The organism is Neorhizobium sp. BT27B, from assembly GCF_050455485.1.
Classification (GTDB): domain Bacteria; phylum Pseudomonadota; class Alphaproteobacteria; order Rhizobiales; family Rhizobiaceae; genus Neorhizobium.
On record NZ_JBCIYT010000007.1, the window covers coordinates 152,341 to 178,393 of the forward strand.

Sequence of the window (26,053 nt, forward strand, 5' to 3'; positions counted from 1 at the left end):
TTTAGATATTAAAACTCTTACGTAAACGTAAGAAATTATGTCATCAAAGTGTTAGATATCAGCACGTTCGCTTTTATGCAGCGCAAGATAGTCGGCGCTGCGCATCTCGAAAAGGCGGGATACGGTGCGGTCAAATTCGAAACCTTCCGTGCCGCGGCGCTCCGTCAAAAGATCCTCGGCAGGCGCGGCGGCCGTTGCATAAAGACGGACGGATTTATCGTAGAGCGCATCGACCAGCGTGATGAAGCGTTTGGTCTCGTTGCGTTTTTCCGGCCCAAGCCGCGGAATGTGCTCGATGAAAATGGCATCGTAACGGCCGGCGATCGCCAGATAGTCGCTCGCGCCCAGCGGCTTCTCGCAGAGATCGGAAAAATGGAAGCGTGCGACACGACCGGCAGACGCGGGCACATGAATGCTGCGCCCCTTCATCGGTATCTCATCGGGCGCCGATTTCGCTCCATCGGTAATATGGTGCCAAGCGGATTCCATCGCGGCATCGGCGCGCGCATCCGCGGGCGTCAGATAGACCGGCAGGCTGGCGAGTTTTTCCATGCGGTAGTCGGTCGGCGAATCAAGCGTCGTGACATCCACGTTCTGCTGCAGCAGGCCGATGAACGGCAGGAACAGGCTGCGGTTCAGCCCCTCATTATAAAGGTTTTCCGGCGCGACGTTGGATGTGGCGATCAGCACGCATCCAAGCGAGAACAGTTCAGTGAACAGTCTCCCGAGGATCATCGCATCGGCGATGTCGGTGACAGTGAATTCGTCAAAGCACAGCAGTTCGGCTTCGGCAAAAAGAGCCGCCGCAACCGGCGGCACCGGGTCGGCCTGCTTGGTCTCGCCGGCCTTCAGCTTCTGTCGATGTTCGTGGATGCGGCCATGCACATCCGCCATGAATTCGTGGAAATGCGAGCGCCGCTTGCGCTCCACCGGCGCCTTCGCAAAGAACATGTCCATCAACATGGTCTTGCCGCGACCGACGCTGCCGTAAACGTAAAGACCGCGGATATGTTGCGGTTTACCGCCACGGGCAAACAGCCAGCCGAGCGCACTTTTCTTCTTGGCAGGACGCATGTCCCGCAAAGAGGAAAGCACGTGGTCGAGCTTGGCTGCAACATCGAACTGCGCGGCATCCGCCTGCAGCTTGCCGGAGGCGGTCAGCGACTTGAGTTCCTCGCTGACGCTCAGCTTGTAATCCGGTATGCGTTCCAATCAGCCCTCCCCGCCGATAGCCCGTCGGGCTTTAGCGGCTGAGGCTGACAGGCTGGCCGGAATTGGTGGTGCCGTCGTAGCGGTTGTCGGCGCTCTTGTAGACGCGGCCGATGACGTCGCCGGCGCGGTTCTTGAACTGGACCATCTTGCCGGAAACTTCCCACGAACCCATGGCCGTCAGTTCGCCGGAGCAACCGCGGGTACCACCACGCGAGCCGCTGCCGAGATTGGTCAGCGTCAGGAACATGTCGCAGGATGCGCCGCCGTTGGAAACGCGCCAGTTACCGACCATGGATTCCTTGGTCACATCAAGCGCATTGGTCGGAGCCGAACCCGGATCGAGCGATGCCATGTTCTGGTTGCCCATCGGGGCATTGGGGAACTGCTGGCCACCGGCGCCCGGAGGCGGCAGCTGGCCCGACTGTACGGAAGGAACCGGCTGCGCCTGCAATGGCGGCGGCGACTGCAGATTGTTATAGGGGTTGTTCGACGTTCTCTGGCAGCCAGCGAGAGAAACCGCGACCACAAGTCCCGTCACCACATATTTCAACTGCATCATTCCACTCCTGCGTTCAGTGCGCGCTGCACCATGCCACTGGCCCGGGGCCACTGAATTAAGCCCGATTATCGTAAAGCGATTTGGTTAATCAAGTCGTACCACGACAATTTGACGAGGCTTTGATCAGGCCCGGCCATCAAATTCCGCAATCGATCTCCCGGATATAAAAGGCATCCGTCCGCTCTTTCATCATGTCATCCTCGGCAGTTTCGATGAGGTCGAACGACGTCGAAAGCCCGCCGAACGCTGCCAACGCCTCCTGAAGTAGGGCGGCGACCGGCACCGGCACAGGCCCCTCCCCCATTTCCCGCGTCAACTTTTTCAACACGACCAGATCGAGAATGGCCTGCCGCTGCTCATCCGCCATGACGCAGCCCTCCAGGCATTCCAGCATGTTCATCGGCGGCAGGGCCGTAAAATCGCGCTGGCTCATCCAGTGCAGGGCAATGGCGGGACGCACGGCGTAGAGCAGTTTCTTGAGCTTGGACTGGGTAAAAACGTCACCCGGCATATGTCGGTGCAGCAATCCGACATAATGAAGCGCCACCCGGCGCGGCACCATGATCTCGTCGAGCAGGCTTTTCAGCCGATCGCGAAAACCCGGCTCTTCCTCGTAAGCGATGGGTGATGTTACCCACTCCACCAAAGCCGCATTGCCTTTAAGGGCAAGTAGCAGCGCCTTGCGCAAATCCCAGCCGCCGGCATCGATATCACCAACGATCGGAAACTCGATGACATCGCGCTTGGGGAACAGGCTGAGATAATCGTTGCGCGACCGCACATAGATGAAGCGGCAGTCGTAATCGCTGTCGGGGGACGGAAAACCCCAGGCGCGGCTGCCGCTTTCGATGGCAAAGCCGATACGGACACCGGATGCCCTGACAGATTCGAGCCGCTTGCGGATTTCGGCAACGGCAAGCGGATCGAATTCGCTCAGTGACATCTTTACTCTCGAGCGCCTAGATGCGGCGCTCGACCATCATCTTCTTGATTTCGGCAATCGCCTTGGCCGGGTTCAGACCCTTCGGGCAGGCCTGGGCACAGTTCATGATCGTGTGGCAGCGATAGAGCCGGAAGGGATCCTCGAGATTATCGAGACGTTCACCCTTGGCTTCGTCTCTGGAGTCGATCAGCCAACGATAGGCCTGCAGCAGAACGGCCGGACCAAGATATTTGTCGCCATTCCACCAGTAGCTCGGACAGGAGGTCGAGCAGCAGGCGCAGAGAATGCACTCGTAAAGACCGTCGAGCTTCTGACGGTCATCATGGCTCTGCTTCCACTCCTTGGCTGGTGCCGGCGATACCGTCTTCAGCCAGGGCTCGATCGAGCGATGCTGGGCATAGAAGTTGGTGAGGTCAGGAACGAGATCCTTGACGACCGGCATATGCGGCAACGGATAAACCTTCACCGTACCATTCACGTCGTCCATGCCCTTGGTGCAGGCAAGCGTGTTGGTGCCGTCGATGTTCATCGCGCAGGAGCCGCAAATGCCTTCGCGACAGGAACGGCGCAGCGTCAGCGTCGGATCGATCTTGTTCTTGATGTACAAGAGACCGTCGAGCACCATCGGGCCGCAATCGTCGATATCGATGTAATAGGTATCGATACGCGGGTTCTGGCCGTCATCCGGGTTCCAGCGATAGATACGGTATTCCCGAACATTCTGGGCACCATCCGGCTTCGGCCAGACCTTGCCTTCGGTCATCTGGGAATTTTTTGGGAGAGCGAGTTCAACCATGGTCCAATTCCCTTCAGATCAATAGACGCGCGCTTTGGGCTCGATCTTGTAAGGATCGATGCCTTCGGCGATCAGGTCGGTATGGACCGGGCGATAGTCGAGCTTGACGTCACCGGCGTCGCTGACCCACGCCAGCGTATGCTTGCGCCAGTTGACGTCGTCGCGGCCGGCGAATGCGCCCTCGGTATAGTCTTCGCGGGCGTGCGAACCGCGGCTTTCCTTGCGCGCTTCGGCGCCGTAGACCGTGGTGATCGCGTTGGCCATCAGGTTGTGCAGTTCCAGCGTCTCGACGAGATCGGAGTTCCAGATCATCGAACGGTCGGTGACCTTGATGTCCTTCATCTCGCCCCAGATCTGGCTCATGCGGCGACAGCCGGATTCGAGCGATTCCTGGGTACGGAACACAGCGGCATCGTCCTGCATGGTGCGCTGCATGCGGTCGCGCAGCACAGCCGTCGGCGTACCGCCGGCAGCATGACGCAGGCCGTCGAAACGATCCATGATCTTGTCGCAGGCAGCCGTGTTGAGTGCCGGGATTGCCGAGGCGCGGTCGATGACCTGACCGGCGCGGATCGCTGCGGCGCGACCGAAGACCACGAGGTCGATCAGCGAGTTGGAGCCGAGGCGGTTTGCACCGTGCACCGAGGCGCAACCAGCTTCACCGACGGCCATCAGGCCGGGCAGGATACGCTCAGGGTTATTGCTGTCTGCGTTCAGCACTTCGCCCCAGTAATTGGTCGGGATACCGCCCATGTTGTAGTGAACCGTCGGCAGAACCGGGATCGGCTCGCGCGTCACGTCGACGCCCGCAAAAATCTTGGCGCTCTCGGAAATGCCCGGCAGACGTTCGTGTAGAACAGCCGGATCGAGATGATCGAGATGCAGGAAGATGTGGTCCTTGTTCTTGCCGACGCCGCGGCCTTCACGGATTTCCATCGTCATGCAGCGCGAAACCACGTCACGCGAGGCAAGGTCCTTGGCCGATGGCGCATAACGCTCCATGAAGCGTTCGCCTTCGGAATTGACGAGATAACCGCCTTCGCCGCGTGCGCCTTCGGTGATCAGGCAGCCCGAACCGTAAATGCCGGTCGGGTGGAACTGAACGAATTCCATGTCCTGCATCGGCAGGCCGGCGCGTGCCACCATGCCGCCACCGTCGCCGGTGCAGGTATGGGCAGAGGTCGCCGAGAAATAGGCGCGGCCGTAACCGCCGGTCGCCAGAACCACCATCTTGGCGGCGAAACGATGGATCGTGCCGTCATCGAGGTTCCAGGCCACGACGCCTTCGCAGCGGCTGCCATCGTCCGACATGATCAGGTCGAGCGCGAAATATTCGATGAAAAATTCGGCATTGTTGCGCAGCGACTGGCCGTAAAGCGTGTGCAGGATGGCGTGGCCTGTACGGTCGGCCGCAGCGCAGGTGCGCTGCACCGGCGGGCCGGCGCCAAAATTCTGCATGTGGCCGCCGAACGGGCGCTGGTAGATCTTGCCTTCTTCGTTACGCGAGAACGGCACGCCGTAATGCTCGAGTTCGTAGACGGCCTTCGGCGCTTCCATCACCATGTACTGCATGGCGTCGACATCGCCGAGCCAGTCGGAACCCTTGACGGTGTCATAGAGGTGCCACTGCCAACTGTCCGGCGTCATGTTCTGCAGGGAGGCGGCAATGCCACCCTGCGCCGCGACAGTGTGCGAACGGGTCGGGAAAACCTTTGTGATGCAGGCGGTCTTGAAACCCTGTTCGGCCATGCCGAGCGTGGCGCGCAGGCCGGCGCCACCGGCGCCAACGACGATCACGTCATAGGAATGGTCGACATAGGTATATGCTTTGCCGTTCTGGGCGATGGGGGTCACGGATGCCATGGCGGGTTATCCTACGAACGCAATTTTCAGAACGGCGAAAAGACAGAGACCACCGATCAGCATTGCAAAGAATGTATTGAGCATCATCACGAGGAACTTCAGTCCTTCGTGATGGACATAGTCGACGATGATTTCCTGAATGCCGATGCGCATGTGCACGAGACCGGCAATGATCATCATGCCGAACAGGACGGCGACGATCGGGTTCGACAGCGCACCAACGACATCTTCGTAGGGAGCACCGGCATAACGGATCAGGAAAATGATGAAGAAGATGGCCAGCGGCACCATGGCCACGGCAGACATCCGCTGCACCCAGAAATGCTCGGTGCCAGCCTTTGCGGAACCGAGACCGCGAACTTTGCCCAGAGGCGTACGCATATCCATGATTTTTTCCCTCAGATCGCCAGACCGACGATCCAGATCACCACGGTGAGACAGATCGATACGATTGGCAGCGCGATCGCCATCTTGGTGGTGAAGTGCTTGTCGAAGCCGTGGCCCATGTCCCACATGAAGTGGCGCATGCCGCCAAGCATGTGGTGAACCAGCGCCCACGTATAGCCGAACAGCACGAGAAGACCGATCCAGGTGCCGAGCAGCCAGCTGATCCAATCGAAATACGGCTTGCCAGAGGCTGCGGCAATTAGCCACCATGCCAAAATAATGGTTCCCACAGCCAGTGCTCCACCGGTAATACGGTGTACGATCGACATAACCATGGTGGGAATTGGCTTGTAGATTTGCAGATGCGGCGACAGGGGCCGCTTGTTAGTCACATTCGCCATCATATCCTCGCGGCGTATTGCGGGCGCGCCCATACCTCCTGGTGCGTTCCCGGCAATGCACGATGCCGAAGAAATGTGCATTGCATCATGCGATGCTTTAATCGTCGATTGCCGTCACGACAAGCTTATTTCAGAGCGAATCCGAATTTAATCGATTGGGGTTCGATGCCGCCACACGTCCTATTGTGACTGACGAAAGTTAACCATTTCAGTCAGTTTTTCGCCGACGCAAAAACTACTGGCGCTTTCTTTCGGACTATGTGTTAACGATTGGTTAACCGTAATGCGTTCGGAGGATCCGCCATGATGGCGAAAAGCATCTTCGGCGGCATGACTGCCGCTCTTCTGTTTGTGTGCGCCGCACCCATCGCCAATGCCAGCGACAGATCTCTCGGCAGCGGCAACGGGCCTCTTGGCAACAATATCAGCGTTCAATCGTACAATGGCGATCAAGGTCGCGCGAGCCGTAGCTACGAAGGTCGTTATCCTTCGTATTTCATCCGCCATGGCAGCGTCGCCATCGTGAACGCCAGAATTTACGGCAGGTTCGTATCACTCGACGACAGGCGTGAAGCAAAGAAGTCCATCACCGTTCTGGCGCCGAAAGCAAAGATCATCGATGTGGATACCGTTGCCTATAATGACGCCTTTGCGCCGCGCTCCGGCTGCGTCATGGAATCGGGCGTCTGCGTGATTCGCGGCGATCGCTGAACGATTTTCAGGCGAACTGCCAGACGGTGGTTCGTTTGATCTCGCTGTCTTCCAGCACCCGGGTGACCGGAACCTCGTAACTTGCCAGCGCAACAAGTTCGCTCATTGGGCAATAGCTGCGACCCGGATCACCAACGAGCACCTGACGGCCTTCTGCCGTCAACCGCTTGAACCAGGGCGTCAGTGCCGCGGCAAAATCACGATCGTAAAAAACGTCGCCGGCAAGAACGATATCCGCTTCGACAGAATGGCCGATCAGGTCATCACGGACAAATTCGACCTCGACATCATTGGCGGCAGCATTGAGCGCCAGCGCCGTGCCGACCCATGGATCGATATCCACGGCCAGAACATGCGATGCTCCGGCTTTCATCGCAGCAATCGCCACCAGCCCGGAACCGGTCGCAAAATCCAGCACGCGCTTGCCGGCAACAAGCTCGGGATGATCGAGAACATACCGGGCAAGTCCTTGCCCACCCGCCCAGGCAAAAGCCCAGAAGGGCGGTGGCAGGCCGATCTCCTGCAACTCATCCTCGGTTTTCAGCCAGAGATCATGCGCTTCGCTTGCCAGATGCAAAAGCACCTCCGGCACATGCGGCGGTCGCATGAGATCGGTATTGGCGAGAATGAAGTTTTTGGGATCGGTCTTCACGCCACACTCGTCTCTCGGGTCAATCCGGAGACTTCGGAGGATTATCGACACCACCGAGGCGGCAGATCTCGAAATATTCCTCTTCCGTGACCGGCTGTACCGAAAGACGCATCGAGGTGACGAGCGCCATCTTCTCGAATTTCGGATTAGCCTTGACGTCCTTGAGTGTGACCGGCTTCGGTACATCCATGACGGCGCGGATATCGACGCAATCCCACTTCGGATCGCCCTTGGCCGACGAATCGGGATGCGACAGGGCGCAGACCTCGACGATACCGACGATCTCCAGCCCCTCGTTGGAGTGATAGAAGAACCCCTTGTCGCCGATTTTCATGGCGCGCATGTTGTTGCGCGCCAGATAGTTACGAACGCCTGTCCATTCCTCGCCGGCAGCGCCCTTGGCTTTCTGCTGTTCCCAGGACCAGACATTCGGTTCGGATTTGTAGAGCCAGTAAGCCATGGATGATCAAGCCTTCGGCGGGTTGAAAACCCAGTTGAACGGTTTCACTTCGACCTTCTCGAACAGACCGGCCTTTGCGTAAGGATCGGCATCGGCCAAAGCCCTGGCTTCCTCGATCGTCGCCGTTTCGACGATGACAAGGCTGCCATTCGGCTTGCCATCGGCATCGAGAAACGGACCTGCCATTTTCAGGATGCCCTTTTCGTTGAGCGCGGTCAGATGCTCCACATGCGGCGGGCGCGTGGCCATGCGCAGTTCGAGCGAATTCGGCTTGTCGGTGCAGATGAAGGAGAAGAGAGGCATGGTGTCAGAACTCCCGTGACAAAAATTATTCGGTGGTGATCGGTCGCGTCATCAACGCTTCCATGGCGGCGCGCACGCCGAGCCGGCCATCGATGATGGCGGCAACCGCTTCGGCCACCGGCATCTCGATACCATTTTCGCGCGCCAACCGGACGGCAACGGACGCGGTATGCGCACCTTCAACCAGCCCGCCGGCCGCCGCATCCGCCGGAACGCCTTCGCCGAGCGCGATGCCGAAACGCAGATTGCGCGATTGATGACTTGTGGCCGTCAGCACAAGATCGCCAAGACCGGAAAGGCCGCGAACGGTATCGGCAGAGCCGCCCAGCGCCACGACCAGACGCGACATTTCCGCAAGACCACGCGCAATCAATGCCGCTCGTGCACTATCGCCAAGTCCGGCGCCTTCCACGACACCGCAGGCAATCGCCAGCACGTTTTTCAACGCGCCGCCCAATTGCACGCCGATACGATCGCTCGATGCATAAAGGCGAAATGTCGGGCTGGAAATGGTTTGCGCCAGATGTTCGGCAACGCTCAGATCTTCGGCGGCAATCGACATGGCCGTCGGCAGGCCACGAGCAATATCGGCAGCAAAACCGGGACCGGACAGGACTGCAACCGCATTGTTCGGCAATGACGCTTTCAGCACGTCGGTCAGCATGCGCCCGCTCGAGCGTTCGATACCCTTGGCACAGGTGACGACCACGACGTCACCGCGCAGATAAGGACCGTAATAATGCGCGGCGGCATCATGCGCCTGCGCCGGCATGGCGAAGAGTACGAGGTCAGCCTGCTCCAGCGCATCCGGCTCTGCCGAAAACTGCAGACCATCCGGCAGCGGCACACCCGGCAAAGCCGCATCATGCATGCGGTCATTACGCAGGTCGGCCATCAATGCCAGATCACGCCCGACAAGCGTCACATCCGATCGGCCATCCAGCGCCATGACAGTGGCAAGCGCCGTTCCGAAAGCACCGGCGCCGATGACGGCAATCTTCTGTCGTCCGCTCATGCCTTGGCTCCCCTCTTGCCGGAACCAAGCAGCGTCTGCGCTTCGGCATCGAGCGGCCAGCGCGAACGCGGCGCGACCTGCAGCGTATCGGGCGCAACGTCGTTTGCCATGCGCTCCAGCCCTGCCCAGGCGATCATCGAGGCGTTGTCGGTGCAGAGATTCATGGGCGGCGCGATAAAGCGGAAGCGGTGTTCGGAGCACAGCGCCTGCAGCGTTCGGCGAATTTCCTGATTGGCGGCAACGCCACCGGCAACGACCAGCGCCGGCTCAGCCATGCCCGGATATTCCGCCTTGAACCGCGCAAGGCCACGGCCAATGCGGTCCTTCAGCGTGCGCGAAATCGCCTTCTGGAAGGACGCACAGATATCGGCAACATCCTGATCGGAAAGCGGTGCGATCTCGGTCGCCGCCTGCCGTACGGCCGTCTTCAGGCCGGAGAAGGAAAAATCGAGGCGCGCCTCGCCGACCAGCGGACGCGGCAGGACAAAACGATCCGGATTACCGGAAAGCGCCGCCTTCTCGACGGCGGGACCACCGGGATAAGGCAGACCAAGCAGCTTTGCCGTCTTGTCGAAGGCTTCGCCAAGCGCGTCATCGATCGTCGTGCCCCAACGCTCGTATTCGCCGACACCCTTGACCAGAATAAGCTGCGTATGACCACCGGAGACCAGCAGCATCAGATAGGGGAAGGACAATCCATCCGTCAGTCGCGCCGTCAGCGCATGGCCTTCGAGATGGTTGATCGCATAAAGCGGCTTGCCGGTGGCAAGCGCCATCGCCTTGGCCGTCATCAGCCCGACCAGCAGGCCGCCGATCAGACCGGGACCGGAGGTTGCGGCAATCGCATCGATATCCGACAGCGACAGATTGGCGCGGGCAAGCGCCTCGTCGATCAGCCCATCGACGGCTTCGACATGGGCACGCGCGGCAATCTCCGGCACCACGCCACCATAGGCGCTGTGCTCCTCAAGTTGAGAAAAAACAACGTCCGAGAGAATTTCGCCGCGGCCATCGTCGTGACGTGCGACCACCGCCGCGGCGGTCTCGTCGCAGCTGGTTTCGATGCCGAGAATACGCAGAAACGGTGCCATGGGTCTGTCGGATTGATTGCGATGGGGCTAGAAGCCGGTTACGAAGCTACCGCCTAACAATGGATGACTGCGGATGCAAACAAAACCTTTCCGGATCGGCACGCGTGGCAGCCCGCTGGCCCTAGCCCAGGCCGCCGAAACCCGTTCCCGCCTGATGGAGGCCCACGGCCTGCCCGAGGAGATGTTCGAGGTCGTGGTATTGTCCACCAAGGGCGACCGCATCACCGACCGGGCGCTCAGCGAGATCGGTGGCAAGGGCCTGTTCACCGAAGAACTGGAACAGCAACTGCTGTCCGGCGAGCTGGATTTTGCCGTTCATTCGTCGAAGGACATGCCGACATGGCTGCCGGAAGGGCTGGAGATTTCCGCCTATCTGCCACGCGAGGATTTTCGTGATGCCGTGGTCGGCCGCACTGCGCCCAGCCTGACCGCCCTGCCCGACCGCGCCGTCGTCGGCTCTGCCTCTTTGCGCCGACAGGCCCTGATCCGCCGGATGCGCCCGGATATCGAGGTCATCGTGTTCCGCGGTTCGGTGGAAACCCGTCTGCGCAAGCTCAATGAAGGTCAGGTCGACGCGACGCTTCTGGCACTCGCCGGCCTGAAACGTCTTGGCCGCGAGGATGTGGTCACCGAGCTTCTCGACCCGACCGAATTTCCACCGGCACCGGCGCAAGGCGCGATCTGTATCGAAAGCCGCGTTGGCGACCGGCGCGTCCTCGACCTGCTGGAAGGCATCAACCACAAGCCAACCTATGACGCAGTGTCCTGCGAGCGTGCCTTCCTGGAAGTGCTGGACGGTTCCTGTCGCACACCGATCGCCGGTTATACGATCCTCGATGGTGATCACCTGAAATTTTCCGGCCTGATCCTGACGCCGGATGGCACGCGCGAACATGCCATCAGCATCGATGGTTCGCGCGCCAATGCGGTCAAGCTCGGCAGACAAGCGGGCGAAGCGGTGCGCACCGCCGCCGGCCCCGGCTTCTTTTCAAGCTGGAGCTGACCGATGCGGGTGGTGGTGACGCGGCCGCAAGACAGGGCTGAGGCCACCGCCGCAACGCTTCGCGGCATGGGCCACGAACCGCTGTTGCTTCCGCTGAGCAAAGCCCGACACCTGACGGATCGGGTCCGCGAACTGTTGGTCCGAAAATATCCGGCCATCGCGCTGACAAGTGCGGAAGCACTGCGGGCACTTGCAGATTTCGATCTCTCCGATCATCTGGCGACACCGCTGTTCGCCGTTGGCCGCAAGACCGCTGCAGCCGCACAACAGGCCGGTTTCAAGACGATCGAGATCGCCGATGGCGATGGCGCTTCGCTTGCCGCGCTGATTGCCCGGAATGCACCAACTGGCGTGGTTTACCTGACGGGAAAACCACGGTCACCAACCTTTGAAAAGGCACTTCAGGCGGAAGACATCCCGCTTTCCGTCATCGAATGTTACGAGATGGTGCCGCTTGCACCGGCACCGGCAGATATTCTCGCACTGCTTGACCCGCCACCCGGCGCCATTCTTTTCCATTCACGCGAAACAGCCCGGCTTTTTTTCGCGCTTCCGGCAATCGCCGAAAACCTCGCGGCATTGTCTGCCGGCATCATCGCCTGCCTGAGCGCCCGCGTGGCAGAAGAAGTGCCAACCGCTCTACAAGACAGCGTGAAGATTGCCGAGCGCCCCGATGAAGCCGCCTTGCTGGCACTTCTGTAACCATCACGGCAGATAACAAGGCACCGACAACGGCCTAATTCGGGTCGCGCCCCTTCCCTTCGTTGGTCGTGCTGTCTACTTTTGTTTTGAATGCAGAAAAATGAGGTTGCCATGGTTTCGGACAAGCCCCCACGCCGCTCCAAATCGGACAAGTCTCCCGTCACGATCGATCTTGCGGCCGACGACGTCAGCACGATCGCCACGCCCGTGCGCAGTGATGACAGCGACGCACCTGTGAATGCCGCGAAGAAGGATGCCGAGTCCGTGGTTTCCGAAAAGCCACCCGTTGCTCAATCGGCATCCACGGCAACAGGCCCGCAAGACACCAAACCGGCGGACGTGAAACCAGCAGTGTCTGTAAGCGCCCCAAGGGGTAATGCCGAATCCGGCAAAACACCTGAAGTCACCAAGCACAGCGCCGCCCGCGCTTCAGATAAGACAGGTCCGGCGACCAGCGCACCGACATCGAGCCCGTCTTCAGCCTCTGCCTCAGCTGCCAGCAGCACGGGCACCTCAGGCGTCGACACGCCAAACAAACCTTTTGGCACCAGCACCGCCGGTACGAGCGCCCCGATTGCCGGAGCAACATCGGCTTCGGCAAAAGCCGGCCCCGGCTCCACATCGACATCGGCACCCGCCAAGGAACAACCCCGCCAATCTCCTGCCACCAGTTCGCTGATTGCCGCCGGCATTGTTGGTGGCGTCGTCGCCCTGGCACTGGTCGGCAGCATGTTTTACGCAGGCGTCATTCCCGGCTCATCCGGGGGCAGTTCCACCGAAACGGCAACCCTGCAGCAGCAGATCGACAGCCTGAACCAGCAGCTTGCCTCCAGCACCGCCGCCATCGAGGCGCTCAAGGCAACCGCTGCGGCCGGCAATGGTGCCACCGGTGGCAGCACCGAGATTTCTGATCGGCTGGCGGCACTGGAAGCGCGGATCACCGAGGCCGGCTCCAACACTGCGGCCTCAGACGCCCTGACGCAGCGACTGGCCGCATTGGAAGCCAAGGTTGATCAGCCCGGCCGCGAAGAGGCGGTCGCCAAGGCGCTTGCCGCTTCGGCCCTGAAAACAGCCATCGACCGCGGCGGCCCCTTCACCGGCGAATTGCAGACATTTTCCGGTATCGCCGGAGATGATCCGGCCGTGCAGGTGCTGGGAAAATTTGCCCAGAGCGGCGTGCCGTCCGCATCCGATCTGGTCCAGAAATTTCCGCAGACAGCCAACGCCATTCTGAACGCCGCCAATCAGACGGATGAGCAGGCAGGGGTCGGTAGCCGGCTACTGTCCAGCGCCATGCAGATGGTCAAGGTGCGCCCGGTCGGCGATGTCGAGGGTGATACGCCCGAAGCGATCGTTGCCCGCATGGAGGACCAGCTGCGCAAGGGCAATCTCAAGGGCGCGACCAGCGAGTGGGAAGCCTTGCCGCAGTCTGCCAAGGATGCCTCGGTTGCCTACAAGCAGACGCTTGATGCCCGCATCGAGGTTGATGGCCTCGTCGACAACACACTCAACCGCGCCATTGCCGGCGCCAGCAATGCAGGCTGAGGTTCTTCGATGATCCGTTTGTTCATATTCGCCATCGTCGTTCTCGGTCTGGGTTGGAGCTTTTCCTGGCTCGCCGATCGTCCCGGCCTGATTTCCATTACCTGGCAGGGTCAGTTGATCGAGACCAGCCTGATGGTGGCTGCCACCCTTCTGGTCGCCATCGTTGCCGCCATGATGTTCATCGGCTGGCTGGTGCGCATCATCTGGAGTTCGCCGCATCTGGTGCAACGCCATTTTCGCGCCCGCAAGCGTGACCGCGGTTACCAGGCGCTTTCCACCGGCCTGATTGCCGCCGGCGCCGGCAACGCAACGCTTGCCCGCAAGATGAGCCTGCGCAGCCGCAGTCTCATTCGCGCCGATCAGGAGCCGCTGATCCTGCTTCTCGAAGCACAGACGGCTTTGATCGAAGGCAAGCATGACGAGGCCCGTTCGATTTTCGAAGCCATGTCGCAGGATCCGGAAACCCGCGAAATCGGGCTGCGTGGTCTCTATATGGAAGCCCGCCGCCTCGGCGCCGATGAAGCCGCCCGGCAATATGCCGAGAGCGCTGCCGAAAACGCGCCTTACCTGCCATGGGCCGCTCAGGCGACTTTGGAATATCGCTGTCAGGCCGGACGCTGGGATGACGCCATCCGCCTTCTCGACCAGCAGCGCATTGCCGGTGTGATCGAGCGTGACAAGGCCGATCGCTGGAAGGCCGTGCTTCTGACCGCCAAGGCCGGTGAAAAGCTCGAAGGTGATCCGCGCGGCGCCCGCGACGATGCGACCGCTGCATTGAAACTGGCCAAGGATTTGGTGCCCGCCGGCATCATCGCCGCCAAGGCCTATGCGCGCGAAAACAATCTGCGCAAGACGGCATCCGTGCTCGAAAGCATCTGGAAAATCACACCGCATCCGGATGTTGCCGAGACCTATGTTCGCGCCCGCAGCGGCGACAGCACGGCCGACCGCCTGAAACGCGCCGAAAAGCTGGAAGCGATGCGACCGAACAACGTCGAATCGCTGATCGCAGTCGCCCGTGCAGCACTCGATGCCAGGGATTTCGACAAGGCCCGCGCCAAGGCGGAAGCCGCTGCCCGTATCGATTCCCGTGAAGGCGTCTATCTGCTTCTTGCCGATATCGAAGAGGCCGACACTGGTGATCAGGGTCGCGTTCGCCACTGGATGGGACAGGCCCTGCGCGCGCCGCGCGACCCGTCCTGGGTAGCAGACGGCATCGTTTCAGATCACTGGCTGCCTGTCTCGCCGGCCACCGGCCGCCTCGACGCATTCGAGTGGAAGGCGCCTTTTGGTCAGTTGGAAGGACCGGTCGAAGAAGGCAGGCTTGCGGAAACTGCAATCGCCAGCCTGCCGGCCGTCCACACGGCGCCGGAGCGGACGGATGTGAAGGCTGCGGAGACGAAGTCGGAGCAGAAAACCTCCACCGTTGCGGAACCGACACCTGCTCCTTCCCCTGCACAGACCGAAACGCAAAAATTTTCACCGCTAACCTTCGTGAAGATTGAGGAAAAGCCGATTGCCAAACCGGCCCCGACACCAGCAAGGACACCAGCCACAGCGCAAACGCCGGTACCGGCAAAAACCGACACTGCGCCGAGCGTAGCGGAACCTGATCCGTTCAATGGCCGGCCGCCGGATGATCCGGGCGTAAAGGACCAGGCTGCAAGCAACGAAGCCCCGACACGGTTGAGGCTCTATTGATGCTGGAGAGGATACAGGCCTTTCTCCAGACACTGACGGTCGGCCGCTCCGAAAACGAATTTTCGGGCGACGATCCGCGCGTGGCATTTGCAGCCCTCTGTTTTCAGGTCATGGAGGCAGACGGCAAGGTTTCGAAGTCCGAAATGCAACGCCTGAAGGACCTGCTCGGCGTACGTTACGGTCTGACAAGCGGTCAATTGCAGGCACTGATTGAGGCTGGTCAGGAAGCTGGACTTGAGGCGGTCGACTATTACCGCTTCACCTCGGATCTGAAACGGCATCTGTCGCCGGAGGAATGCACAGAACTGCTCGGCATCCTCTGGGATCTCGTTTATGCCGATGGTGACCGCAGCGAAATGGAAGACCACGTCATCTGGCGGGTCGCCGATTTGCTGGGTGTATCTTCTCGAGACCGTGTTCTGTTGCGGCAACAGGCCGCCTCACGCGCCAGGCCGGACGCCCAGCCGGTTGCCTTGGAGACTGAGGACTAGACAGATGATAGCCGCGCCTGCCCGACGCTCCAATAAAGCTCCGGTTCTTGTTGTGTTGCATCAGGAACGCTCTTCACCCGGACGCGTCGGACAGATGCTGTTGGAAAAAGGCTATCCCCTCGATATTCGCCGACCGGCGCTGGGTGACAGCCTGCCATCGACACTGGCCAGCCATTCCGGCGCCGTCGTGTTTGGCGGGCCGATGAGCGCCAATGACGAACATGAATTCGTCAAGGCCGAGATCGACTGGATCAAGGTGCCGCTCAAGGAAAACAAGCCCTATCTCGGCATTTGCCTCGGCGCGCAGATGCTGGTGCGCCATCTCGGCGGCAAGGTACACGCCGACAAACAGGGCATGACCGAAATCGGCTGGTACCCGCTACGCCCGACCGAGCATGGACGGCTTCTCATGCACTGGCCAAAGATGGTCTATCAGTTTCACCGCGAGGGTTTTGAGGTGCCGCGTGGCGCGCAACTGCTTGCCGAAGGCGATACCTATCCCCATCAGGCCATACGCTACGGCGACAATGCCTGGGGCGTACAGTTTCATGCAGAACTCACCCGCGCCATGATGCAGCGCTGGGTCGTGCATGGCGCCGAGCGGTTCACCATGCCGAACGCGCAGGTCGGCAGCCGACATCTGGAAGGCCGCATGCTGTTCGACCAGCCGCTCAGGGAATGGCTATGGAACTATCTCGATCTGATTTTCGAACCGAAAAAGCTGGAAGCCGAACTGCCAAGATACAGCCCGGCCCCGAAATCGGCGAACGCCTGAAGCTTATCTTTCCGTCCGATCCGGCGCCTGCAGGCTGTCGATCTTGCGCAGTTGCGGAAAGCTTAGCGACCAGATCACCGCCACCGCCAGTGTTCCAAACCCGCCGATGACGACAGCCGGAACCGCACCGATGATATGTGCCATCGTGCCGGCGCGGAACTCGCCCAGTTCGTTGGAAGCGCCGATAAACACGCTGTTGACGGCGTTGACGCGGCCGCGCACCTCGTCCGGCGTCCAGAGCGCAATCAGCGTTTCGCGCACATAGACCGAGATCATGTCGGAAGCGCCCATCAGGGCAAGCGCTGCAATCGAAATCCATGGCGTTTGCGACAAGCCGAAAATTGCCGTTCCGATACCGAACAACGCGACACCGACGAACATGGCGATGCCGGCATTGTGCTGGATGGGCCGGAACGCCAACCAGATCGCCACGATGATGGCACCGACGCCCGGCGCCGAGCGCAGCAGGCCGAGACCGAGCGGGCCGAGTGCCAGCACATCCGTGGCAAACACCGGCATCAGCGCCACCGCGCCGCCAAGAAGCACGGCAAAAAGGTCGAGCGAAATGGCACCCAGCACCACCTTCTCGCGGCTGATGAAGTGGAAGCCTGCCAGGATTTCCGTCCAGCTTGTGGCCTTGGAGGACGTCCGCTGCGCCGGTTTCGGAATGATCGAGACCAGAACGGCACCGAGAATGAACATGCCCAGCGCAACCGAATAGGCAACCGACGCGCCGAGACCATAGAGCAGACCGCCGGCCACCGGGCCGATGATCGATGCCATCTGCCATGACGACGAATTCCAGGCGATGGCGTTGGCCAGATCCTTTTCCGGCACCAGATTGGGCGCAAGCGACTGCACGGCCGGCCCCATGAAGGCGCGCTCGATGCCGAACAGGACGAGAATGATGAACACAGGCAGCGGCTCGAATGCGCCGGCCAGTGTCAGCCCAAGCAGCGCTGCGGCAGAAATGGCAGCCAGCGCCATGCAGGCCGAAACGATGACACGCCGATTATAACGGTCGGCAACCGAACCGGTGACAAGAATGAGCAACAGCGCCGGCAGGAACTGAACGAGACCGATCAACCCGAGATACAGCGTGTTGCGCGTGACTTCATACATCTGCCAGCCGACCGAGACACTGACGATCTGGATGGCGAAGGCGGCAAGGAAGCGGGATGAGAAGAACAGCGAGTAGGAGCGGTGCCGGAAAGCGGCAAAACGGTCCCCCGTAGACGAGATGCTCATTGGAAACGCACTTTCAGAGGGCCGGAAAACCGGCAGGCCTGTCATGAGCGCGCGTTAAACATGTTTCGTCTGAGCCAACGGCGCGGTACTTGCTCGTTAAGGCCTCAATGTCTACATGTCTGTCAACCACGAAATGGAGAACTCGATGGCGGGCATTATTTTCGCTCTGATCCAAGTCATTCAGATGGCACTGACGTTTTTTGTCTACATTCTTATCGCCAGCGCCATCTTCTCCTGGCTCTACGCGTTCAACGTCATCAATTCGGGCAACCAGTTCGTCAATTCGATCGGTTCGTTCCTCTACAACGTGACGGAGCCGGTTCTGCGCCCGATCCGGCGCGTGATGCCGAACCTCGGCGGTATCGATATCTCGCCGATCGTGCTGATCCTGCTCATCTATTTCCTGCAGATGATCATCGCGAACCCGATTGCACCGGCGCTGATCTCGCTGGTCTCTTGAATACGGCTGGTTTGAACACGCCGTTCAGACTGCATGACGACCATCTGCGGCTCTCGGTCCGGCTGACGCCGAACGGGGGCCGCGATTCTATCGACGGCATCGAGAAGGATGCCGATGGCGACGCCTATCTGAAGGCGCGCGTGTCCGCAGTTCCCGAAAACGGCAAGGCGAACAAGGCGCTCATCGCGCTTCTTTCAAAAGAGCTGCGCGTACCGAAAAGCGCGATAACCGTCATCACCGGGGAAACAGCGCGCAAAAAAATCCTCCGGATCGATGGCGACCCGGAGGATTTGTCAAAACAGCTGGATATGCTGACGGGCGCCTGAAGGCTTACTTCTGCGCCTCGTAACGCTCGATCGCTTCGACGATCAGCTTCTTGGCAACGTCAACGCCCTGCCAGCCGCCGATCTTCACCCACTTGCCGGGCTCCAGATCCTTGTAGTGCTCGAAGAAGTGCTCGATCTGCTTGAGCGTGATTTCCGGCATATCGGTGTAGTTCTGGATCTTGTCGTAGCGACGCGTCAGCTTCGGCGACGGTACGGCGATGATCTTCTCATCCTTGCCGCCATCGTCTTCCATGATCATCACGCCGATCGGACGGACGTTGATGACGCAACCCGGAACCAGCGGACGCGTGTTGCAGATCAGGACGTCGATCGGGTCACCGTCTTCCGACAATGTGTGCGGCACGAAACCGTAGTTACCCGGATAGGTCATCGGCGTGTAGAGGAAACGATCGACGACCAGCGCGCCTGCATCCTTGTCCATCTCGTACTTGATCGGCTGACCGCCGACCGGCACTTCAACGATGACATTGACATCTTCAGGCGGATTCTTGCCGATGGAAATCGCGTCGATACGCATTCTAATCCTCGATAATGTTGAACATTCGAGGGTTTGGATATCGGGATTTGAAAGCCATGGCAACCTGCCATTTACCATCCAATCCGAGTGATGCTCGGACAGGCAGCCGCACCATCGCGGCATTTACGGCCAGACGAAACCGATCTTGCGCAGATGCGCACCGCCGAAATCCTCCATGCCTTCGGCAAGATCGTGACCGCCATGACGGCGGAAGAAACTCGTGGCGCTCTCACTGTCCTCCAGGCACCAGACGACAAGCCCGTTGCAGCCAAGCGATTTCAGCAGGCGGCGCGTTTCTCCGAACAGGCGGCGGCCAAGGCCGATGCCCTGATATTCCGGGCGCAGATAGATTTCGTAGATTTCGCCATCCTGAGGCAGCGCCTTGGCCCGGTTCAGGCCGACAGTGGCGTAACCGGCAATGGTTCCGGCGACATCGAGCACCAGCAGCGTTGCGGGGCCGCGCGCAGCCTTGCGCCACCAGTTTTCGTTTCGGCGCTCCAGCATCTGCGTGAGCGGCTTGTGGGGGATGAGGCCCGTATAGGCCTGCGCCCACGCAGCCCGGTGCACCTCGGAGATCTCCCGGGCATCATTGGGCTCGGCGCGCCGCACATCTATGGATAACGTCTTCATAACGCCACTCTGGTCCCGCGAGGGCTGATTCGCCAATCCCGGCAGTGACTCCGGGTTGCGTTGCCCACAGGCTAATCAGCCATTAAACTTCCGTGAAGGTTAACGCATTTTTAACGATCACGACAAGCCTGTGCCGAACCAAAGCACATTAAAAAACCCGGCACTGAGGCCGGGTTTTATGGTCTTGGTTAAGACGTAGATCAGAGAGCGGCTTTCGACTTGTCGAAGCGCTTGCGGTCGTTGGCGTCGAGGTAGATCTTGCGCAGGCGGATCGACTTCGGCGTCACTTCCATCAGCTCGTCGTCCTGGATCCAGGAGAGAGCGCGGTCGAGCGTCATGCGGATCGGCGGGGTCAGGCGGACGGCTTCGTCCTTGCCGGCCGAACGGATGTTCGTCAGCTGCTTGCCCTTCAGGACGTTGACCTCAAGGTCGTTATCGCGGGTGTGGATGCCAATGATCATGCCGGCATAAACCTTTTCACCCGGCTCGATGATCATCGGGCCGCGATCTTCCAGGTTGAACATCGCGTAAGCGACAGCTTCACCAGACTGGTTGGAGAGCAGAACGCCGTTGGAACGGCCAGCGATTTCACCCTTGTAAGGCTGATAGTCGTTGAACAGGCGGTTCATGATGGCCGTACCGCGCGTGTCGGTCAGCAGTTCCGACTGGTAGCCGATCAGGCCGCGGGTCGGAGCGAGGAACTTGAGGCGAACGCGGCTGCCGCCCGAAGGACGCAGTTCGGTCATCTCGGCCTTGCGCTCGGACATCTTCTGAACGACGACGCCGGAATGTTCTTCATCAACGTCGATGACGACTTCTTCGATCGGCTCCATGGTGACGCCGTTCTCGTCCTTGTGCATGACGACGCGCGGACGCGACACGGCAAGCTCAAAGCCTTCGCGGCGCATGGTTTCGATCAGAACGGCGAGCTGAAGTTCGCCACGGCCGGACACGTAGAACGAATCCTTGCCTTCGGCTTCTTCGATTTTCAGTGCAACGTTGCCTTCGGCTTCCTTGAACAGACGATCGCGGATGACGCGGCTGGTGACCTTGTCGCCTTCGGTGCCGGCAAGCGGGCTGTCGTTGACGATGAAGGACATGGTGACGGTCGGCGGATCGATCGGCTGAGCCGTCATCGCTTCCGAGACCGAAGGATCGCAGAACGTATCGGCAACGGTACCCTTGGACAGACCGGCGATGGCAACGATGTCGCCAGCGATTGCTTCATCGATAGCGGTACGCTCGATGCCGCGGAATGCGAGGATCTTGGAAATACGGCCGGTTTCAACGGTCTTGCCGTCCTGAGCCAGAACCTTGACGGCCTGGTTCGGCTTGATCGAGCCGGAAGCGACGCGACCGGTGATGATGCGGCCGAGGAACGGGTTGGCTTCGAGAAGCGTACCGATCATGCGGAACGGACCTTCTTCGACGGTCGGCTCAGGAACGTGCTTGAGAACCAGATCGAGCAGCGGTGCCAGACCTTCGTCCTTCGGGCCTTCCGGGTTGACGTTCATCCAGCCATCGCGACCGGAACCGTAAAGGATCGGGAAGTCGAGCTGCTCGTCGGTGGCGTCGAGGTTTGCGAACAGGTCGAAAACTTCGTTGATGACTTCTTCGTGGCGGCCGTCCGGACGGTCGATCTTGTTGATCGCGACGATCGGGCGAAGACCAACCTTCAGCGCCTTGCCGACCACGAACTTGGTCTGCGGCATCGGGCCTTCCGACGAGTCGACCAGAACGATCGCGCCGTCCACCATCGAGAGGATACGCTCAACTTCGCCACCGAAGTCGGCGTGGCCGGGGGTGTCGACGATATTGATGCGAACGCCCTTCCACTCCACCGAGGTCGCCTTGGCGAGAATGGTGATGCCGCGTTCCTTTTCGAGATCGTTCGAATCCATCACGCGTTCTGCAACGCGCTGGTTCTCACGGAACGAACCGGACTGCTTCAGGAGCTCGTCGACAAGCGTTGTTTTGCCATGGTCAACGTGCGCGATGATCGCGATGTTGCGAAGTGCCATATCAAGTTTCTCTGGGGCTGGGGCGCGACTATTGGGAGAAGGCGCCAATTTCTGTTGGCGCGCTCTTAGCCTGTTTTTCCCGTTTGCGAAAGGGGGCGAAGATTTTCGCCTCTCCTTAAGACCCGTCTGCGAAGAACCGATGACAATTCGCCGGCGAAAATTCAGCCATCGCTGCCCGACAGCTCTCCCATAACGGCCAGACCTTTTTTCTTCAGCATTGCCGTCGGATCAGGCAGTTTGCCGCGGAAAGCCTTGTAGGTGTCTTCCGGATCGATCGAGCCGCCAACCGAATAAATATTGTTCTTCAGCTTGCGCGCCAGCACCGGATCAAACGCATTGCCGGTCTCCTCGAAAGCAGCAAAGGCATCGGCATCCAGCACTTCAGACCACATGTAGGAATAATAACCGGCCGAATAACCATCACCAGAGAAGACATGCTGGAAATGCGGCGTGGCGTGGCGCATGACGATGGAGGCCGGCATGCCAAGCTCATCCAGCACCTCAGCCTGAACCGCGAGCGGATCCTCCACCGGGCCACGCGTGTGGAATGCCATGTCGACCAGCGCCGACGAGGTGAATTCCACCGTCGCGAAACCGGCATTGAAGGTGCGTGCCGCCAGAACCTTGTCGAGCAAAGCTTTCGGCATCGGTTTGCCGGTCTCGTGATGCACGGCATATTTTTCGAGAATTTCCGGCACGGTCAGCCAATGTTCGTAAAGCTGCGACGGCAGTTCGACGAAATCGCGCGAGACACCGGTGCCCGAGACCGACGGATAAGTGACATTGGACAACATGCCATGCAGCGCATGGCCGAATTCGTGGAAGAGTGTGCGGGCATCATCGAGCGACAGCAGCGCCGGCTTGCCGGCGGCGGGCTTTGCAAAATTGCAGACGTTGTAGATGATCGGCAGCTCGCCCTCTGCGCCGCTTTTCAGCGTCAGCTTGTGCTGCGACTGGAACGCGCTCATCCACGCACCCGAGCGCTTGGAAGAGCGGGCAAAATAATCACCGAGGAACATCGCCTTCAGCGTGCCTTCCTCATCGCGCACTTCGAATACCCGCACGTCCGGATGATAGGCGGCAATACCGGAGACTTCCTTGATCTCGACGCCGAAGAGGCGCGTGGCAACATCGAAGCAGGCCTCGATGATCTTTTCGAGCTGCAGATACGGCTTCAGTTCCGACTCGGAAAAATCGAACATCCGCTCACGCAGCTTTTCCGCGTAAAAACGCCAGTCCCACGGCATGACCGCATGATTTTTGCCTTCCTCGGCGATCAGCCCGGACAGGCTCGCCTCTTCCTCCAGCGCCTTGGTACGCGCTTTTTCCCACACCTGATGCAGCAGGCCGTTCACGGCCTCGGAAGTCTTGGCCATCGTGTTGTCGAGCTTGAAGGCGGCAAAATCGGCATAGCCCAGCAGCTTTGCCTTTTCGAAGCGCAGCGCCAGCGTTTCGCGGACGATGCCGATATTGTCGGTGGCGCCACCATTGCGGCCACGCGCCGCCCATGCCGCAAAAGCCTGTTCGCGCAATTCGCGACGCTCGGAAAACGTCAGGAACGGCTCGATGATCGAACGGGACAAGGTCACGGCAAAGGCACCCGGCGAACCGCGGTCCTCCGCAGCCGACGACATCGCATCACGCACAAACGCCGGCAGACCGGCAAGGTCCGCTTCATCCGTCAGGATCAGCGACCAGTCCTTTTCGTCGGCCAGCACGTTCTGACCGAAGCTGGCGCCGAGGCCGGCCAGCGTTTCGTTGATTTTTGCAAGACGCTGCTGCTCATCCCTGGAAAGCTTTGCACCGGCTTTCACAAAACCTTTCCAGTGGCGCTCGAGAACACGCGTCTGCTCCAGATCGAGCTCCAGTGTCGAGCGGCCGTCCCACAGCGCATCGACGCGCGCGAACAAGGCAGCATTCATGCCGATCTTCGAATAATGCCGCGACATTTTTGGCGCGATTTCGCGCTCCAGCGACTGGATCAACTCGTTTGTATGTGCGCCCGCCTTGTTCCAGAACAGAGACGAGACGCGTGACAGCGCGTCACCGGCAATTTCCAGTGCTGCGATTGTGTTCTCGAAGGTCGGTGTTTCCGTGTTGTCGGCAATCGCATCGATTTCCGCTTCATGCGCAGTCAGCGCAGAATCGAAGGCGATGGCAAAATCCTCGTCCTTCACCAGTTCGAATTTCGGAAGACCATTGGGGCCGTTCCAGTCGATGAGGGCCGGATTGATTTGCGTTTCGGTCGCCATGCGCGCTTTTCCTCTGCATCGATGTGAGTCTCGTCGGTATTACATAGGAGAAACCTTCGAGGATTGGGAGGGTATCTGCGACAGGCGCAGTAAAGCGCGCATCTGTCGCGGCCCGATCAGACGAAAACACCGGCTTTTTCGGCTTTTCGGTTTTCCTTGACGGTGGAACTGAGTAAGGGTGCCCGCGGCAACGGCAGCAGGATCGATGGACGCAAAGCAGAACACCGACACCTTGACCTTCCTGATTTCCGACAGCGCACGCGTGCTGCGGGCAGCTTTCGAGCGGCGTATCGTTCAGGCAGGGCTGGAGGTAACCCCGGCGGAAGCACGGACCCTGTTGAACGTGGAAATCCTCAAGGACGGCCGACAACTGGATATCGCTGCCCGCATGGGCATAGAACCGATGACGGTCTGCGCCTTTCTCGACAAGCTGCAGGCCGCCGGCCTGATCGAGCGCCAACCGGACCCCACCGACCGCCGCGCCAAGCAGGTGGTGCTGACGCCGAAATCGCACGATCTGATCAAGCGTATCCGCCATGAACTCGACCAGTTGATCGCACAGGCGACCGAAGGTCTGGCCGAAAACGATGTTAAAATTTTCATGCGCGTACTCGAAACCGTGCATGACAATCTTCTTGCCGAAACGCCCTGAGCCTCCTGCCGAGATCATACCCCCTGATGACCAGTTCCGTGGTGCCGCCCGAAAAGAAACGCATGAGCGAGCGCCGGGTGGCGATTTTTGGAGCGGTGCTGACGGCGATCGGCCCGATCTCCATGGCGATTTCCACACCCGCCATGCCGGAAATGGTGAAAGCATTCGGTACGACGGAAGCGGCGATCAAGCTTAGCCTGTCACTTTATTTCGGCGGTTTTGCCATGGCGCAATTGCTGGCAGGGCCGGCATCGGATGCTTTTGGACGTCGCAAGACCACCATCGCCTTCATGGCCATATATCTTCTCGGTGCGTTGATCTCCGTTTTCGCCACATCGGTGGAAGCGCTGCTGATCGGCCGCCTGATCCAGGGCATCGGCGCCTCTGTAGGCGTTACCGTCGCCCGCGCCATCGTCCGCGACCTCTTCATTGGCGCAGAGGCCGCGCGCATCATGAACCTCGTCGGCATCATGGTGGCGATCGGTCCTGCAATGGGACCGACCATCGGCGGCCTGGCTCTTTCGGCTTTCGGCTGGGAATCCGTCTTCATCCTGATGGTCCTGTTCGGTGTCGGCATCGTCGCCAGCGTGTTCTTTCTGCTGAAGGAAACCACGGTCCCGGATCGCACGCGCATCCGCCCCGCGCGGCTGATCTCCGCTTATCGGGAAACGCTGTCGGAACCACGTTTCCTCACCACCGCACTCATCCTCGGCGGTTCGGTCGGCGCGCTCTACGCCCAGTCGACCATGCTGCCCTTCGTGCTGATCGGCGCAGTCGGCCTCACGCCCACGCAATTCGGCCTGTCCATGCTGATGCAATCCGGTGCCTATTTCACCGGATCCCTCGTTCTCAAGCGGGTTTCCAGCCGGATCGGTGGCCCCGGCGCCGTGCGCATCGGCCTCGCCCTGATCGGCTTCGGCGCGCTTCTGATGTTCAGCTGGAACATGCTTTTACCGGCAACGCTAGTCTCGATCATGGGACCGGTCGCCATCTGCACCTTTGGCCTCTCCTTCATCACGCCCCAGGTGGTCACCATGGCGCTCGCCCCCTTCCCGCATATTGCCGGCTCGGCATCGGCGATCATGGGCTTCATCCAGATGGGCTTTGGTTTTACCGGAGGGCTTGCGGCGGCGGCACTCGGATCACCCGTCTTGGCCTTCAGCATCATCATTCCGGCAATGGAACTGATCGCCATTGCCAGCTATTTCGGTTATCTCGCCCTCAACCGGCGTCGCTGACAGGCGGCAATAAAAAACCCGCCCTGCACGAGGCAGGACGGGTTCTTAGATCAGACATCTGGCGGCCGAAGCCGCCAG

At 60.1% G+C, this 26,053-nt stretch carries 28 protein-coding genes; 11 read left to right on the forward strand and 17 right to left on the reverse strand.

Features of this window, described 5'->3' with window-relative positions; all coding sequences use genetic code 11:
- Positions 1 to 51: 51 nt before the first annotated feature.
- From zapE to sdhC, 7 genes are all read right to left on the reverse strand, one after another.
- Positions 52 to 1,212 carry a cell division protein ZapE gene (zapE, locus tag AAIH70_RS19675; RefSeq protein WP_132277243.1) on the reverse strand — a complete coding sequence of 387 codons (1,161 nt, stop codon included), beginning with the start codon at positions 1,210 to 1,212 and terminating at the stop codon, positions 52 to 54.
- Positions 1,213 to 1,243: 31 nt separating this feature from the next.
- Positions 1,244 to 1,768, reverse strand: coding sequence for a protease inhibitor Inh/omp19 family protein (locus tag AAIH70_RS19680; RefSeq protein WP_132277245.1), 525 nt, complete (start codon positions 1,766 to 1,768; stop codon positions 1,244 to 1,246).
- 139 nt (positions 1,769 to 1,907) lie between these two features.
- Positions 1,908 to 2,714 (reverse strand): nucleotidyltransferase domain-containing protein, encoded by an 807-nt coding sequence (locus tag AAIH70_RS19685; RefSeq protein ID WP_132277247.1) that lies wholly within the window; start codon positions 2,712 to 2,714, stop codon positions 1,908 to 1,910.
- A 16-nt stretch (positions 2,715 to 2,730) separates the two neighbouring features.
- A complete protein-coding gene (locus tag AAIH70_RS19690) occupies positions 2,731 to 3,510 on the reverse strand; it encodes a succinate dehydrogenase iron-sulfur subunit (RefSeq protein WP_132277249.1) in 780 nt (259 codons plus the stop codon).
- A gap of 18 nt (positions 3,511 to 3,528) precedes the next feature.
- Positions 3,529 to 5,373 carry a succinate dehydrogenase flavoprotein subunit gene (gene sdhA, locus AAIH70_RS19695; protein WP_132277251.1) on the reverse strand — a complete coding sequence of 615 codons (1,845 nt, stop codon included), beginning with the start codon at positions 5,371 to 5,373 and terminating at the stop codon, positions 3,529 to 3,531.
- Between the two features lie 6 nt (positions 5,374 to 5,379).
- Positions 5,380 to 5,760: a succinate dehydrogenase, hydrophobic membrane anchor protein gene (sdhD, locus tag AAIH70_RS19700; protein WP_132277253.1), complete on the reverse strand. Its 381-nt coding sequence runs from the start codon at positions 5,758 to 5,760 to the stop codon at positions 5,380 to 5,382.
- Positions 5,761 to 5,771: 11 nt separating this feature from the next.
- Positions 5,772 to 6,161, reverse strand: coding sequence for a succinate dehydrogenase, cytochrome b556 subunit (sdhC, locus tag AAIH70_RS19705; protein ID WP_132277255.1), 390 nt, complete (start codon positions 6,159 to 6,161; stop codon positions 5,772 to 5,774).
- Between the two features lie 303 nt (positions 6,162 to 6,464).
- Here sdhC and AAIH70_RS19710 point away from each other — a divergent pair, with 303 nt between their 5' ends.
- Entirely contained in the window at positions 6,465 to 6,872 is a 408-nt protein-coding gene (locus tag AAIH70_RS19710; RefSeq protein WP_132277257.1) for a hypothetical protein, read from the forward strand.
- A gap of 7 nt (positions 6,873 to 6,879) precedes the next feature.
- Here AAIH70_RS19710 and AAIH70_RS19715 read toward each other — a convergent pair whose 3' ends face one another.
- Genes AAIH70_RS19715 through tsaD form a run of 5 tightly spaced genes read right to left on the reverse strand, consistent with a single transcriptional unit; the run spans position 6,880 to position 10,393 of the window.
- Positions 6,880 to 7,524 carry a class I SAM-dependent methyltransferase gene (locus AAIH70_RS19715; RefSeq protein WP_132277259.1) on the reverse strand — a complete coding sequence of 215 codons (645 nt, stop codon included), beginning with the start codon at positions 7,522 to 7,524 and terminating at the stop codon, positions 6,880 to 6,882.
- A gap of 19 nt (positions 7,525 to 7,543) precedes the next feature.
- Positions 7,544 to 7,984 carry an EVE domain-containing protein gene (locus AAIH70_RS19720; RefSeq protein WP_132277261.1) on the reverse strand — a complete coding sequence of 147 codons (441 nt, stop codon included), beginning with the start codon at positions 7,982 to 7,984 and terminating at the stop codon, positions 7,544 to 7,546.
- Between the two features lie 6 nt (positions 7,985 to 7,990).
- Positions 7,991 to 8,287: a YciI family protein gene (locus AAIH70_RS19725; protein WP_132277263.1), complete on the reverse strand. Its 297-nt coding sequence runs from the start codon at positions 8,285 to 8,287 to the stop codon at positions 7,991 to 7,993.
- 25 nt (positions 8,288 to 8,312) lie between these two features.
- Complete coding sequence (locus tag AAIH70_RS19730) at positions 8,313 to 9,302, reverse strand: NAD(P)H-dependent glycerol-3-phosphate dehydrogenase (protein ID WP_132277265.1); 990 nt, start codon at positions 9,300 to 9,302, stop codon at positions 8,313 to 8,315.
- Entirely contained in the window at positions 9,299 to 10,393 is a 1,095-nt protein-coding gene (gene tsaD, locus AAIH70_RS19735) for a tRNA (adenosine(37)-N6)-threonylcarbamoyltransferase complex transferase subunit TsaD (protein ID WP_132277267.1), read from the reverse strand. The genes AAIH70_RS19730 and tsaD overlap by 4 nt, the downstream gene beginning before the upstream one ends.
- 73 nt (positions 10,394 to 10,466) lie before the next feature.
- Here tsaD and hemC point away from each other — a divergent pair, with 73 nt between their 5' ends.
- The 6 genes from hemC (at position 10,467) to AAIH70_RS19765 (ending at position 16,610) form a co-directional block, all read left to right on the forward strand.
- On the forward strand, positions 10,467 to 11,396 hold the full coding sequence (gene hemC / locus AAIH70_RS19740; RefSeq protein ID WP_132277269.1) for a hydroxymethylbilane synthase: 930 nt from the start codon (positions 10,467 to 10,469) through the stop codon (positions 11,394 to 11,396).
- A 3-nt stretch (positions 11,397 to 11,399) separates the two neighbouring features.
- Positions 11,400 to 12,098 (forward strand): uroporphyrinogen-III synthase, encoded by a 699-nt coding sequence (locus AAIH70_RS19745; RefSeq protein WP_132277271.1) that lies wholly within the window; start codon positions 11,400 to 11,402, stop codon positions 12,096 to 12,098.
- Between the two features lie 111 nt (positions 12,099 to 12,209).
- Positions 12,210 to 13,643 (forward strand): COG4223 family protein, encoded by a 1,434-nt coding sequence (locus AAIH70_RS19750; protein WP_430035202.1) that lies wholly within the window; start codon positions 12,210 to 12,212, stop codon positions 13,641 to 13,643.
- Positions 13,644 to 13,652: 9 nt separating this feature from the next.
- A complete protein-coding gene (locus AAIH70_RS19755; RefSeq protein ID WP_132277275.1) occupies positions 13,653 to 15,344 on the forward strand; it encodes a heme biosynthesis protein HemY in 1,692 nt (563 codons plus the stop codon).
- Positions 15,344 to 15,835 carry a TerB family tellurite resistance protein gene (locus AAIH70_RS19760; RefSeq protein ID WP_132277277.1) on the forward strand — a complete coding sequence of 164 codons (492 nt, stop codon included), beginning with the start codon at positions 15,344 to 15,346 and terminating at the stop codon, positions 15,833 to 15,835. The genes AAIH70_RS19755 and AAIH70_RS19760 overlap by 1 nt, the downstream gene beginning before the upstream one ends.
- Before the next feature lie 4 nt (positions 15,836 to 15,839).
- Positions 15,840 to 16,610 carry a glutamine amidotransferase gene (locus tag AAIH70_RS19765; protein ID WP_132277279.1) on the forward strand — a complete coding sequence of 257 codons (771 nt, stop codon included), beginning with the start codon at positions 15,840 to 15,842 and terminating at the stop codon, positions 16,608 to 16,610.
- 3 nt (positions 16,611 to 16,613) lie between these two features.
- Here the strand turns inward: AAIH70_RS19765 and AAIH70_RS19770 are convergent, their stop codons facing one another.
- Positions 16,614 to 17,858 carry an MFS transporter gene (locus AAIH70_RS19770; protein ID WP_132277281.1) on the reverse strand — a complete coding sequence of 415 codons (1,245 nt, stop codon included), beginning with the start codon at positions 17,856 to 17,858 and terminating at the stop codon, positions 16,614 to 16,616.
- 115 nt (positions 17,859 to 17,973) lie between these two features.
- Between AAIH70_RS19770 and AAIH70_RS19775 the strand changes: the two genes are divergently transcribed.
- Both AAIH70_RS19775 and AAIH70_RS19780 read left to right on the forward strand, forming a co-directional pair.
- The gene (locus AAIH70_RS19775) at positions 17,974 to 18,318 is read left to right on the forward strand and encodes a YggT family protein (protein WP_132277283.1); all 345 of its coding nucleotides are present in this window, start codon (positions 17,974 to 17,976) and stop codon (positions 18,316 to 18,318) included.
- Positions 18,319 to 18,329: 11 nt separating this feature from the next.
- Positions 18,330 to 18,644, forward strand: a complete 315-nt coding sequence (locus tag AAIH70_RS19780) for a DUF167 domain-containing protein (RefSeq protein ID WP_132277285.1) — start codon at positions 18,330 to 18,332, stop codon at positions 18,642 to 18,644.
- Between the two features lie 4 nt (positions 18,645 to 18,648).
- Here the strand turns inward: AAIH70_RS19780 and ppa are convergent, their stop codons facing one another.
- From ppa to AAIH70_RS19800, 4 genes are all read right to left on the reverse strand, one after another.
- Positions 18,649 to 19,182 carry an inorganic diphosphatase gene (gene ppa / locus AAIH70_RS19785; protein WP_132277287.1) on the reverse strand — a complete coding sequence of 178 codons (534 nt, stop codon included), beginning with the start codon at positions 19,180 to 19,182 and terminating at the stop codon, positions 18,649 to 18,651.
- A 123-nt stretch (positions 19,183 to 19,305) separates the two neighbouring features.
- Positions 19,306 to 19,812, reverse strand: a complete 507-nt coding sequence (locus AAIH70_RS19790) for a GNAT family N-acetyltransferase (protein ID WP_132277289.1) — start codon at positions 19,810 to 19,812, stop codon at positions 19,306 to 19,308.
- A gap of 200 nt (positions 19,813 to 20,012) precedes the next feature.
- Complete coding sequence (gene typA, locus AAIH70_RS19795) at positions 20,013 to 21,833, reverse strand: translational GTPase TypA (protein ID WP_132277291.1); 1,821 nt, start codon at positions 21,831 to 21,833, stop codon at positions 20,013 to 20,015.
- A gap of 161 nt (positions 21,834 to 21,994) precedes the next feature.
- Positions 21,995 to 24,085 carry a M3 family metallopeptidase gene (locus AAIH70_RS19800; RefSeq protein ID WP_132277293.1) on the reverse strand — a complete coding sequence of 697 codons (2,091 nt, stop codon included), beginning with the start codon at positions 24,083 to 24,085 and terminating at the stop codon, positions 21,995 to 21,997.
- A gap of 205 nt (positions 24,086 to 24,290) precedes the next feature.
- Between AAIH70_RS19800 and AAIH70_RS19805 the strand changes: the two genes are divergently transcribed.
- Positions 24,291 to 24,737, forward strand: a complete 447-nt coding sequence (locus tag AAIH70_RS19805) for a MarR family winged helix-turn-helix transcriptional regulator (RefSeq protein WP_132277295.1) — start codon at positions 24,291 to 24,293, stop codon at positions 24,735 to 24,737.
- Between the two features lie 26 nt (positions 24,738 to 24,763).
- The gene (locus AAIH70_RS19810) at positions 24,764 to 25,975 is read left to right on the forward strand and encodes a multidrug effflux MFS transporter (RefSeq protein ID WP_132277297.1); all 1,212 of its coding nucleotides are present in this window, start codon (positions 24,764 to 24,766) and stop codon (positions 25,973 to 25,975) included.
- Positions 25,976 to 26,053: the final 78 nt, after the last annotated feature.